This window comes from Mojavia sp., from assembly GCF_059505145.1.
Genome location: NZ_JCACKA010000150.1, coordinates 1 through 11,848, shown reverse-complemented (window position 1 = coordinate 11,848; position 11,848 = coordinate 1). Strand labels below are relative to the sequence as shown.

The window sequence follows — 11,848 nt, the reverse complement described above, 5'->3', positions numbered from 1 at the left end:
GAGCTATGAAGCTTATACAGCAAGCACTTTAGCTCTCTTGTCGCCCCTTGAAGTTTTAACGGTTAACAGAGGCATTTGTAAATCAGAGGCGATCGCCTTTAAAGAATCTCCGTGTTCCCTACGGGCCAATACAATTGCCCAAGTGGTGGCAATTTTATCAGTGCGTTCACCTCCTTGACGTTTGCGTTGGGCAGTGAATATTTCCGTAAGTTCTTCAATACGCTCCGCCAACATATTTGTGAGCAACTGCGCGGTTGTAGCTGGCTTTTGTTCCAACCATCCAGAGCGTGTTTGTCCTAAACCAAAAGTAGTTTTGTGTCCTGTACCGCAGTATGGCGCAAGCCTGACCAAAGCATAAAATAGCTGTGTAAATTCAGTATTTGCTAAAGCTGTCCTGCTCAAACCCAAGGATATCGCTCCTGTAAAACCAGTGACTGACCCCTGCTTGCCTGCTGCAACTTTCATCGATTCCAAACGATGCTGATGAATGATGAGGCTTTCATCAATCCATTCCAGAAAAATCTCTTGTTCTACAGGCTGCTGCGAAAAGTCGTTCCACCGCCGTAGGTAGCTATGGAAAAGATTCTCTGGTACTGGCAGGGGGAAATGATGTCCTTTGCGCCGAAAACTCGTTGGTGAAACAAAGCTTAGGTCTACTACTGATTGTTGAGTTAGCGATCGCAGTAATTGAGCATAAGTGGTTGGAGGATGAGCGATACTCACCTGTTTTATTTGCAAGGATGCCCCTCTCAAATCGATTGTTTGGGGTAAATGAGTTAACCACTGTTTGAGAAACAATGCCACTCTCTGAGACAACCCATTGATATGCCAATGGTAAATTTGGTTGGCGACTAATTGCAGTTGCTTGCCACTAGCAAGCAGTTGACCTTCCAGTGCTGAGATGTTGAATGGCTTTTCTGACTGTCCATCGTGGAGATAAGCTGATAGGTCTGGGTCAACTTGCCGCACTTGCTCAAGAAACCAAGCATGAAGTGCAATCGTATATTGTGAGTAAAGCGATGCTGTTGCCGTTGGCTCCAAATCAAACACCAAGCCTACTAATTCAGTGTCATCTGCCCATGTTGGAACTGAGTCAGTGGGCGCTGATTTAGCTCTTGATTTGCGCTTGGGGGCTGTGGTTGCTCTTGGCATCGCTTGATTTGGCTCAAATCGTGTTCAATATTTTATGCGATTTTATCCTCTTGCGGGGTAATAGTGAATGGAAACATCGCTATGGGAGGCTATGACTGCGACATTAAAGTGTTTCAGTCCCCTCACGGGGTAATTGAGTTTGGAAACTGTAGCGTAGGTTTCTAAAAATGGTACTTCCAACTCGTTTCAGTCCCCTCACGGGGTAATTGAGTTTGGAAACAGATAGCCCTAGATCCTCTAAATCACGGTCAAAGCGTTTCAGTCCCCTCACGGGGTAATTGAGTTTGGAAACCCCAGTGGAGCGATCGCCCGTCTTTGGTGTAGCCCATGGGAAGTTTCAGTCCCCTCACGGGGTAATTGAGTTTGGAAACTACCTCTGAACAAATCGATCAAGCATTAACTGAAATGTTTCAGTCCCCTCACGGGGTAATTGAGTTTGGAAACATATATGGTCGTGGTGCGATGTGACCGTAGTAGCGTTTCAGTCCCCTCACGGGGTAATTGAGTTTGGAAACAAAGCGTGATTGTAGCAGGTAAAGCAGTTGGTGTGTTTCAGTCCCCTCACGGGGTAATTGAGTTTGGAAACGCTGACAAAGATTATTTTAATGAAAACAACAAGCTAAAGTTTCAGTCCCCTCACGGGGTAATTGAGTTTGGAAACTTTGAAGCAGTGCAAACCCAAAACTGGGGATGTCGTTTCAGTCCCCTCACGGGGTAATTGAGTTTGGAAACAATTCTAGACGCACTTAAGGGAGATCCTTATACCATGTTTCAGTCCCCTCACGGGGTAATTGAGTTTGGAAACAATGCTGCAACAGAGGCAACCGCTCAATCGCAAAGAGCGTTTCAGTCCCCTCACGGGGTAATTGAGTTTGGAAACTATATTAGGTAAGGGCAATGTTAACAAAAATTCAGCGTTTCAGTCCCCTCACGGGGTAATTGAGTTTGGAAACTAAAATCTCTGGTGATTGCTCTGGGTCAAATGGTAGTTTCAGTCCCCTCACGGGGTAATTGAGTTTGGAAACCACAATAGGCTGTCCCGCATCAACTTCGGGTATATGTTTCAGTCCCCTCACGGGGTAATTGAGTTTGGAAACATTCGAGGAAGGTTTGATGATCGCCACAAAGATTAATGTTTCAGTCCCCTCACGGGGTAATTGAGTTTGGAAACTATTAATTTAAGTTTAAATCTGCTTGGTGTTAGCCTGTTTCAGTCCCCTCACGGGGTAATTGAGTTTGGAAACCCCCTTGCCATCTTCTTGTAGTGTTTACCGAGAAATGTTTCAGTCCCCTCACGGGGTAATTGAGTTTGGAAACCAAAAAGAATTTCAACCTAAAATAGTTTCTTTAATGGTCGAATGTTTCAGTCCCCTCACGGGGTAATTGAGTTTGGAAACCTGGGAGCGCCAGAACCAGAAAGTACAGTTCTACCGTTTGGTTTCAGTCCCCTCACGGGGTAATTGAGTTTGGAAACGAAAGTCTGTATAAGGTTTCCAGGGTTGCCCTGGTAAGTTTCAGTCCCCTCACGGGGTAATTGAGTTTGGAAACAATCACTGACCTCTTTTGAGATAGTGTTGTTAAGCGATGTTTCAGTCCCCTCACGGGGTAATTGAGTTTGGAAACGTCTAAAGTTTTGAATTGCACCGCCAAAACCAGTAATGTTTCAGTCCCCTCACGGGGTAATTGAGTTTGGAAACATCAGACGCAATTGGCGTTCCTAAAATTAGATTTAGCTGTTTCAGTCCCCTCACGGGGTAATTGAGTTTGGAAACCTTCTGGTGCATCGTACTCTACAGATTCAATGTTTGACGGTTTCAGTCCCCTCACGGGGTAATTGAGTTTGGAAACGCGATCGCCACCTCGGTCAAAGCTAGCGATCGCTGTAGTTTCAGTCCCCTCACGGGGTAATTGAGTTTGGAAACCTCGCCCCTTATTTTCGCTGGCATTTAGGGTTAGGTTTCAGTCCCCTCACGGGGTAATTGAGTTTGGAAACTTCCCTTGATTCCCCTCAAACCTCGCAAGCCTCTTTGTTTCAGTCCCCTCACGGGGTAATTGAGTTTGGAAACAGCAATATTATCGTCAACGACCCAGATAAACCCAGGTTTCAGTCCCCTCACGGGGTAATTGAGTTTGGAAACTCATCTTCTCCCAAAGCTTTGACATGAGCATTGAGGTTTCAGTCCCCTCACGGGGTAATTGAGTTTGGAAACTGCTCGGTGCTGAAACTTAACGAGAGCAAGCTTCCTGGGAGGCGATTTCGTCAACCTCAAAAATCGGTCGATTTCAGCCGCTGTTATTGCGACTTATTCGCAACTTCCCGAATTATTGAAACGCTGTAATTATTATCTTGTCATGGTTCTGGCGATTTTCGTGAACCCCCCACGGTTTTTGACCCCGCTTCGGCTCATGAATCATCAAGCTAACACAACAATGATATGCCGATTACTGAAGATTGTCGAGTATTTTTTTGACTCTAGCTAATTTTGGCATACTGGCAGTCTCTGTTTAACCCGTTTTCATCTCTCAGATTTTCTCCCCCAGGCTAATAGATAAGCTGTTAAGCATTTAATTTGCACATCGAGACCGCAGGGGGGCAGGGGGCAGGGAGCAAGGGAGAGGGTTTGCAGCTTCTGTTACAACAAAAATAGTGCAATTTGAATGACGATTAGCTTACTCACCAGCGATCACTAGATGAATCTAAAGATTTCGGCTGTTGTCCCCGTTAAGGGATTTAGTTGGTGGAAACCAAAACAACTGTTGCGATCACCAAAAAGAACCTGTTTCAGTCCCCTTGCGGGGTAATAATGAATGGAAACAGTTATTGATCATCTAATTTCTGTTTACGATAAATGTTTCAGTCCCCTTGCGGGGTAATAATGAATGGAAACTTCCAATCTACTAGATCGGTGGAAGAACAATTATAAGGTTTCAGTCCCCTTGCGGGGTAATAATGAATGGAAACGGGGTCAAATTCTTCAGTTTGGGAAGAGTGCAGTAGGTTTCAGTCCCCTTGCGGGGTAATAATGAATGGAAACTTGTCTAAGCAATAAGGCTGTGTTTATAGTAGGAGAGTTTCAGTCCCCTTGCGGGGTAATAATGAATGGAAACAATCTTTGCATTCTGTGCCCCTTCTAATATCTCAAGTTTCAGTCCCCTTGCGGGGTAATAATGAATGGAAACGGATGGTCGCAGCAGGAATTGTCCAAATCCTGCTGCTGTTTCAGTCCCCTTGCGGGGTAATAATGAATGGAAACTCTGAATCTTCAGCTAGTCGTTTTTGATAATTTAAGTTTCAGTCCCCTTGCGGGGTAATAATGAATGGAAACCGTAGCGGCAATTCTTATTAGTATTGCCGTTCTCGAGTTTCAGTCCCCTTGCGGGGTAATAATGAATGGAAACCGCTCGTTCTGAAACTGTTATGGAGCGGGCTTCCTGGGAAGAGTTTTCGTGAACCTAAAAAATGGGTCACTTTTACTCAAGCTTATTGCAACTAAATCTCATCTTCCCTAAAAAACAAAAGGCTGTAACTATTCACTTATCAAGGTTCTGGGGTTTTTCGTGAACCTCACTAGGTTTTTGCCCTCGCTTTGGTTCACGAGAAATTCTAGTAGCTTGATTATATGATAATGCTTTCTTTTTTACAAGGTAGCTGGCTACCGTAAGTAATAGTACGTTTAACTGCTCCTGCATCCAAAACGTAAATTTTGATAGCATCCTCTGCGGGCTTGATCAGTTTTTCGATCTTAGTCTGTAGTGTAGTAAATTGTACTATTGTTAAAAAACACTCAAAGACACTGTATTGTGTCCACTCCCCATAGCCAGAAAGTAGTTTATGTAATCGGGTACGTCGTTTGTTTGCCGCTTTATTATCTGGTAGGTCGTAAATAATTAGATAAAACAGAGTATGAGGCATAGCTGAATGATTAACGTAAAATCAAAGGTTTGTAAACTAAACCTTCTTGTAAGTATCGGCTCAAGAGTCGAGCTTGTAATTCAATTGCACGTCGATAATGGCAGCGATACTCAAACACTGGATGTTTAAACTCGTCGTTCATTTTGCGTTCAAATGCTTGCAAAAACTTTTTTCTTCCATCATCGGATAAACGATATGCACCTAAACTTTCGCTAAAATCATCCGGCTGAATTATGCGGTTATTGACAACAGTCAGAACTAAACTATCAGCAACTAAAGGACGAAATTCTTCCATCAAGTCTAAAACCATCGCAGGTTGCCCATGATGAACCTCGTGCAAATATCCAATATATGGGTCTAATCCAGTGATATGGGCTGCTGCTGTTACTTGAACACGTAACAATCCATACGCAAAACTTAAAAGTGAATTTATTGGATCTGTTGGTGGACGACGGTTGCGGTTAGGAAATGACCAAGGTTCTTTGAGCAAAGCATCCCAGTAACTAAAGTATTCTCGTGCTGCAACACCTTCGATACCACGAACTTCGTTAACAGTTTTTTGTTGTTCAACGAGTTTTTTATAGGATTTTAAAGAATTATCCCCAGCTTTTTGGCGGTATAAAATAGTATGCTGGTTTTGAATTTTAGCTGCGACGATCGCTTTGACTAACTCTAAACGTCGCACAGGATCGCTATAAAGTTGATACTGAGCTAACCGCAATTGTCCGTTACGTGAGTAGCCAGGAAGTGCAGAACCTAAATATTTGCCAAAGTGAGAAAGGTAATGAACTGGCATTCCTAATTCCAAAGCATAGACAAGTGCATCTCCTGTGACTTGGGGATTTCCCATTAGGACAACTTGTTCTACAGTTTGTGCAGGAATACTTTGTTTTTTCCAAGAACCATCTTCCTGCTTTAAAGCCACATTAAAAGCCTCATAATTCTTGCTCAAAACAGCATCAGCTTGGGTAACGTAAAGCACTGACATATCAAAGGTGTGTAATTAGTAGTGAATAAAAGTTGTTAATCAAGTTGCACTGATTCAATCATCAGTTTCAGCAGCTATTGGTTTTTGTAATTGCTTGACTTCAAAAGGAAGACAAATTCCTTGCAAGCTACATGAATGGCATTTTTTAGGATGATCAATTGGGGATGGCATAGCTCTAGTAGCAGCAAGTTGAGCAAGAGCGATCGCCTGCTGGGTCATTTGTCTTAATTGTGGTGTAAATGCTACTGTCTGCCTTCGGCGGTTAGCATGATAGAAAATATCACCATAAGTAATGCTGCGTCCGGTGCGTTCTTCCAAACATAAAGCGGCTGCACAAAGTTGGAAGTGGTCGTTAAGGTGCTGTGCCATTTTGCCTTTTTTATACTCCACTGGTACAAGTTGGCCATCGCATTCTTCCACGGCATCAATGATCCCGGCAACTTTCAAGCGCTCGCTCCAGACCCATTGCTGTTGATGAATCAGGGTTTCGCCTTCTTGAAAGGTGGTTTCTTCATTAATGTTGCGGTGGATGTGCCGCCCCAAAATTATGTGTTCGTTATCTTCCATCTCACCAAGCACGTATTCCAGGTAAAATCTGCGTGGGCAATATTCCCAAGCGTTGAGATACGCTAGGGGTAAATAATCTTCAGTCATAAGTTGTTAGTCAACAGTTAGTTATTCAATTTGCCGCTCTTGTTCATTTCCAATTTCTCAACAACACGAGTCTGTCCCATCCCCATCGCTGTTTTACGCCCTACTCCAGAAAAATGGGCGAAATGAGCTAAAACTGTCGCAATCTTTGCTTGCTCGGAGTCGGGAAAACGGTACATAACCCAACCTTGGGCCCCAATTTCTGCGCCGCCTTCTAACTTTAAAGAATAGGTTTTCAGTTCAAAAGCAGAAACTAAACTATTCCACTTGATTTCGGGAAATTTTAATTGTGTTGGAGCAAAGTTGTTCCAGCGCCGTAGCAGCCCATTAAAAACTAAATCTGGTAGTGGAAAAGGCTGTACTGCTCCACTCTGCTTGAAGCTAGTAGGAGAGAGAAATTGTAGTTTAATAATGTTTTGACCAGGAATCTGTACCAATTTTGCAAAACTACTAGTCTGCGAAATGTCTATCCATTCACTTAATCGACACCGAACACCTGCTAAAATTATTTCGCCCCCTAAATCGCTATGTAATCCCCACAGTAGGGGCGCTAAAAGTTCTTGTTTGAGCAGCGTAATTCTAAGCTGCATCTTTTTTGGGGCAGTATATTCTATTGTTAGAGTGAATGGTACGCTCTCTTGTTGATGTAAATATTCGGCTAAAGCATCGTCAGTATTAGCAAACCACTGAAAACATTGAGCATGAATAGCTCGTCCTAATGTTGGTGGTAATGGTGCAGCAGCGACAAGAGAAATTTGAATGACGTGCAGACTATTAGTATCAGTTTCCACTCCTGTCATTTCATAAGGTTGTTGTTGCCATTCGACGTAATTACCTTGAGCTATACGCCCACAGATTAGTTCCATAAGCTTCGGGTACAAACTCAAGTCTGGCATTACAGGCATAATTTTAGAAACACCAGCATGATTTTTTAGGGGAATCCAGACTGGTGTAGGTTGCATTTGAGGCAGCCAGGAGATTAATGGTGTGGGACTAGTTACTGTTTGCGTGCGTTTGAGGACTAAATTTAATCGGGTTAAAACAGCTTCACTATCTTTGGTAGATATCATAATGGGCGCTGCTAGTTGTGAGTTGCACAGGGAGAAATCCTGGCTTGATTACTCGGTCTTTATCTAGTTGTGCTTTGTCTGTGGAATAAGGATTAATTCGATTGAAGGTGGTTTTTTCGCCCAGGTCATCCATCGGCTGCACTGTAAAGCTAGTAGTAGGATTTGGTTGAAATAGAGGCCCAAGAGTTTGTTGCTTGTATTCTGGTAGATACTGAAAAAAGCAGCCTCGTTTGCCGAAATAGTTTATTAGAGAAAACAGTTGCTCTAATTGTGTTAGACGACCGCTTGGGCCACAACAAATTTGCAGATGACCTTGCATATACACCCATTCCCGAAATACAAAACCATCCTGCATTGGTAAAGTAGAGCGGCTTCTATCTGCTTTATCAGCAGTTTGGTCGTAATAACGGAGTTTGTAACCGTTGCGATTAACCACCAACTTTTCAGGTGGCCAAATGTAAATACTCAAGTCTCGAATCCAGATGAATTGGCTTTTAATCCATTGGTCAAGGTCACTTTGGTGTTGCCCTCCTTGACTTTCTAGCAACACTTTTAACAATGCCATCTTGATAGAGTAAGGAGTTGGTACAAGGTTAGACCGAGCAGCCATGCTAGTAGCATCGGAGCGCTTGAGAGAGAAAAGGCTAACAGGTTGATAGGCGACAGTTAGCCATTGGTTTGCGTTTGCTTGCAACTCCTGTTGAGGAGTATTTGACTTACTCAATCGCTTCGGCATTGTCGCTCTCCCAAGGTTGCGCTCGCTCAATCAAAGTTTCAATTTGTTCAGCGAACTGAGCAATATTATTGAAATCAAAGCAAAGTACTGTATCTGCACCGTTGAGATTATTTAAGGTATCAGCCAAACTGTGAATCTGACGGATGTAACTTGTTTCTAAAGAACTAATCATCGGTGCAGGGCAACGGCGGGTACTAACCGTAATCACGCCTTCAAAATGGTCAGGATGAGGTAAGTTGGTGTTGCGCTTTGCCCCGTTAGGTTGGAGGTAAGTGTACAGCACACTTTTGAGTAAAGCATCTAAACGTTTTTTGCGTTCAGTAATATCAATACTGTAGTTAAACGTATGCGGATTATAACCAATACGAAAAGCTTCAATGTTCAAGACAGTTGCATACAAACCAGAACTGACTTGTACATTGTAGGGGGTTGGGTTATCCGTACCGTACTTTGCATGAAAGTAACTTTGAGTTTTTACTAGAGTTGGTAAACCTACGACTGCACCAAATTCAATTACTGACTCTCGTTTGAGAGTTTGGCCACCCTTAACTGTGACCATAAATCCTTCTAGGTCACTCATAGTACAGCGCTGGATGACTTGATTAGTCTTGGTTGCTAAATCAGTATCGGCATCTGTAAAAATTGGCAATCCTTTTTCTAAGTCATAACCAATGCGGTCTGGATGAAATTGCTTACCACCTTCAGATAATGCTAATTCATCTTGAATTGCAACGCGATGTAGATGTTCTGCCTGGACATGCTTGAGCATATCCCCAGAAACACCATTAACAGATTCAGGCTCATTCATGCCTTTTTGAATAATATAATAACGACGAGTTAAACTTTGATTACCTTCGTTACCTTCATTGTTCAAAGCATGAAGTTGCCAAGACAAGCAACCACTAATTGAGATTGAGTAAACTGGAAATTGTATATTAGTCATCGCTTGATTCTCCTAAAATTGCAGTATCTTCTAATTCGTCAATATCTTGTTCTTGGTCAGTTTCTAAATCATCATTTTTGGGCTTCGTCCAACGAGCATATCCATAAGCAATTAAGAGATTAGCAACTAGTACGGTGTCATTGTTGTTTACTAACTCCACCAAGCGATCCAGGTCTTCTTTAGTTGTCCAAACACGTTTAAGGGATTTACCTTCTTTTTGTAATTGCTCTGACAGGCGTAAATTTTCAGCTTCGTATTTGGCGAGAAAGTCAGTAATTTCTTTTAAGAAATCGTTCTTTGACCCAGATTGGCTACTCAAACGTTGTGCTAACCCGTAAGTTCGCTGCCATTCAAGTTCTTTCACTCCTTGCTTCGTCTGTACTTTTCCTGCATATACAGTTGCTTGGTTAATTGCTTTAGCTATGCGTAAAAAACTGGGGTCTTGAGTAATTTTGGTAAAGTCTGAATCCTTTTTGGTCATTGTATTTAACCCTGTAACAGAAAATAAACGCGGCGGTCTAGATTTAGTATCTGCCAGCCGTTTAATAACGTAATCTGCATAACTAACTTGAAAAGGAAAAAATTGACGTAAACTTGTACCAGTAATAAAGTCTCGATAAGCAGTTAATAGTTCACTGTGGCCTTCCTCTGCTGACAAAGTGCTGATTACTGATAAATGCTCTTGTAAAACACTTTGATAGTCTGCTAATTCTTGAGAATTTGCTGGACGAATCCAACCAGGCAGTCCCAAGCTAAAGACTTCTTTAACTCCATAAACCTGACCTTTAGAACCAAAATGAGTGCCAGTAAAGCTCTTGACAAAATGGTTAATCGGTTCCCAAATATCAAATTCATCAACTTCTGCATCAGCTTGAGAAACATGGTTATTCAGAAGTTCTTGGCAAAATCGCAAAACCAACTCCGCATCAAATCGAGCAATACCATGCCCACCGGAAGGTAGATTATACTTACGCAGTTGGTCTAGTACTTCTTTATATTTACTCAATCGGATATCTTGAGGTTCTAGAACAACTACTCGCCAGTCAAAAACACGGTCAGCAATTTTAATCCGTTCGGCAACACCAAAGCTAAATAAACCTCCAGCAATCAGCCATAGACTTAACCAATCTGCTTTTTGAGAGTCTACTTTATTACTATCTGCTTTAACTCGGTTAACTCCTTGAACCGATGTTGGCAGGTAAATTTTGACTGCACTGGCTATATCTGCGAATTTACTATTCGTGGCTTGAGCAAATAGTTTCTGACAACGGTTAGTTTCTGTATTTGATTTAGAATTCGTATCTTCACTAAATGCTTGAAATAGTGCAACCAGTAAAGCACCGTAGTGTTCTTTAAGTTGATATCCTAGCTGCCATAGTTCGTTATGATTGCGATCGTGCCGCATAGAGGTCAGAATCACTCCATTTTGGGTACTCGGATGGGGTGGTTCTGGTGGTTCTTCATTACATTGAGTTTGACCTCGTTGCAGAAATACGTAGTCCTTGTATAGTTTCCGTTTTTCACTCTCCTTAACTGTGTCAAAAAAGTCTGTCTCTGGGGGAATTTTGCTGGTGTCTGTTTTTTGACCTTTAACTGGTGGGAAAGGGTTACTATAATCGAGCTTTGCGATCGCCTCTAGATTTACAGCCCCTTTGAATTGGATGCAGTAACGCCTGCCTTCATCTATAAGCCCAATCTCACTTTTTTGATTTGTTTTCTTTAAGGCATACTCGGCAAGTTGCACTAAACCTAGTAAAAGCAGTGTATCAGCGTAATTCCCGTATTTTTTGCTAACAAATAGATGCTCTATCATCTAGCGCATAACCGATGAGATTTGTAAACTGAATAAGATTCTATACCCCGTTGGAAGAGGGGTCTTCCAAAGTCAAATGATACTCATCCAACAAAAAATAAATACAGCCTACAAATAGCTAGATATTACGCAGTTGTACCGAACGCTGATCGCACAGTCTTAAAGCTCTGACCACCAGTAGATAAAGTTGCAAATACTCAATTTGGTCATTAGTAAATCTATTCAAATCGAATTTTTGTTTGATTGGGTAAACATTTTTGCTGAGATTGGCTGGTGGCAAAGATAAAGTAGAGGGCAGATACCGCAGCATCGTTTTCCAACTTTGAGCGATCGCTTGTTGGGCTTGTGGGTGTAACTGTATATTTTTAATCCGGGTTAAGTCTGATTGTTCCCATCCCCCAGCCCAAGCAGAGTGATGACGGCCTGCCGCTAGTATGACTGTGTGCCGTATGTCATGAATCTGTTCTTTGTTGGCAGAGAAATCATTATGTAGTAAAGGCACTAAGCATTGATTCAAAATATCTTGATGTGACTTGAAGAAGATTTTGGACAGGTTTGGAAGAAGAAATTGGACAGGTTGCA

The 11,848-nt window shown here is 42.3% G+C and carries 8 protein-coding genes, 1 pseudogene and 2 CRISPR repeat arrays; all 9 genes and pseudogenes read right to left on the bottom strand.

The features are described 5' to 3' along the window. Positions 1-12: 12 nt before the first annotated feature. Positions 13-1,152: a CRISPR-associated endoribonuclease Cas6 gene (gene cas6, locus AC5JL8_RS38145; RefSeq protein ID WP_495884875.1), complete on the bottom strand. Its 1,140-nt coding sequence runs from the start codon at positions 1,150-1,152 to the stop codon at positions 13-15. A gap of 110 nt (positions 1,153-1,262) precedes the next feature. Next, a CRISPR array of direct repeats spans positions 1,263-3,362; the repeat unit is 37 nt; unit sequence GTTTCAGTCCCCTCACGGGGTAATTGAGTTTGGAAAC. Positions 3,363-3,930: 568 nt separating this feature from the next. Next, positions 3,931-4,551: direct repeats of the CRISPR family, unit length 37 nt. A gap of 217 nt (positions 4,552-4,768) precedes the next feature. Then, a complete protein-coding gene (gene cas2 / locus AC5JL8_RS38140; RefSeq protein WP_495884874.1) occupies positions 4,769-5,065 on the bottom strand; it encodes a CRISPR-associated endonuclease Cas2 in 297 nt (98 codons plus the stop codon). 10 nt (positions 5,066-5,075) lie between these two features. Further along, positions 5,076-6,053 (bottom strand): type I-D CRISPR-associated endonuclease Cas1d, encoded by a 978-nt coding sequence (gene cas1d, locus AC5JL8_RS38135; protein ID WP_495884873.1) that lies wholly within the window; start codon positions 6,051-6,053, stop codon positions 5,076-5,078. 54 nt (positions 6,054-6,107) lie between these two features. Then, positions 6,108-6,707 carry a CRISPR-associated protein Cas4 gene (gene cas4 / locus AC5JL8_RS38130; RefSeq protein ID WP_495884872.1) on the bottom strand — a complete coding sequence of 200 codons (600 nt, stop codon included), beginning with the start codon at positions 6,705-6,707 and terminating at the stop codon, positions 6,108-6,110. 17 nt (positions 6,708-6,724) lie between these two features. Further along, the gene (gene cas6, locus AC5JL8_RS38125; RefSeq protein WP_495884871.1) at positions 6,725-7,774 is read right to left on the bottom strand and encodes a CRISPR system precrRNA processing endoribonuclease RAMP protein Cas6; all 1,050 of its coding nucleotides are present in this window, start codon (positions 7,772-7,774) and stop codon (positions 6,725-6,727) included. Further along, complete coding sequence (locus AC5JL8_RS38120) at positions 7,755-8,510, bottom strand: hypothetical protein (RefSeq protein WP_495884870.1); 756 nt, start codon at positions 8,508-8,510, stop codon at positions 7,755-7,757. Before AC5JL8_RS38120 ends, cas6 (AC5JL8_RS38125) begins: the two co-directional genes overlap by 20 nt. Beyond that, positions 8,491-9,453, bottom strand: a complete 963-nt coding sequence (locus AC5JL8_RS38115; RefSeq protein WP_495884869.1) for a DevR family CRISPR-associated autoregulator — start codon at positions 9,451-9,453, stop codon at positions 8,491-8,493. The genes AC5JL8_RS38120 and AC5JL8_RS38115 overlap by 20 nt, the downstream gene beginning before the upstream one ends. After that, positions 9,446-11,266: a hypothetical protein gene (locus AC5JL8_RS38110; RefSeq protein ID WP_495884868.1), complete on the bottom strand. Its 1,821-nt coding sequence runs from the start codon at positions 11,264-11,266 to the stop codon at positions 9,446-9,448. Before AC5JL8_RS38110 ends, AC5JL8_RS38115 begins: the two co-directional genes overlap by 8 nt. Positions 11,267-11,384: 118 nt before the next feature. Continuing rightward, positions 11,385-11,848: pseudogene (locus AC5JL8_RS38105) on the bottom strand (hypothetical protein); the annotation flags it as partial.

Excerpts from the sequence above, each read along its gene's own strand:
- cas6 (WP_495884875.1), bottom strand. The coding sequence starts at position 1,152 with ATGCCAAGAGCAACCACAGCCCCCAAGCGCAAATCAAGAGCTAAATCA.
- cas4 (WP_495884872.1), bottom strand. The coding sequence starts at position 6,707 with ATGACTGAAGATTATTTACCCCTAGCGTATCTCAACGCTTGGGAATAT.
- cas2 (WP_495884874.1), bottom strand. The coding sequence starts at position 5,065 with ATGCCTCATACTCTGTTTTATCTAATTATTTACGACCTACCAGATAAT.
- cas6 (WP_495884871.1), bottom strand. The coding sequence starts at position 7,774 with ATGATATCTACCAAAGATAGTGAAGCTGTTTTAACCCGATTAAATTTA.
- AC5JL8_RS38120 (WP_495884870.1), bottom strand. The coding sequence starts at position 8,510 with ATGCCGAAGCGATTGAGTAAGTCAAATACTCCTCAACAGGAGTTGCAA.
- AC5JL8_RS38115 (WP_495884869.1), bottom strand. The coding sequence starts at position 9,453 with ATGACTAATATACAATTTCCAGTTTACTCAATCTCAATTAGTGGTTGC.
- AC5JL8_RS38110 (WP_495884868.1), bottom strand. The coding sequence starts at position 11,266 with ATGATAGAGCATCTATTTGTTAGCAAAAAATACGGGAATTACGCTGAT.
- cas1d (WP_495884873.1), bottom strand. The coding sequence starts at position 6,053 with ATGTCAGTGCTTTACGTTACCCAAGCTGATGCTGTTTTGAGCAAGAAT.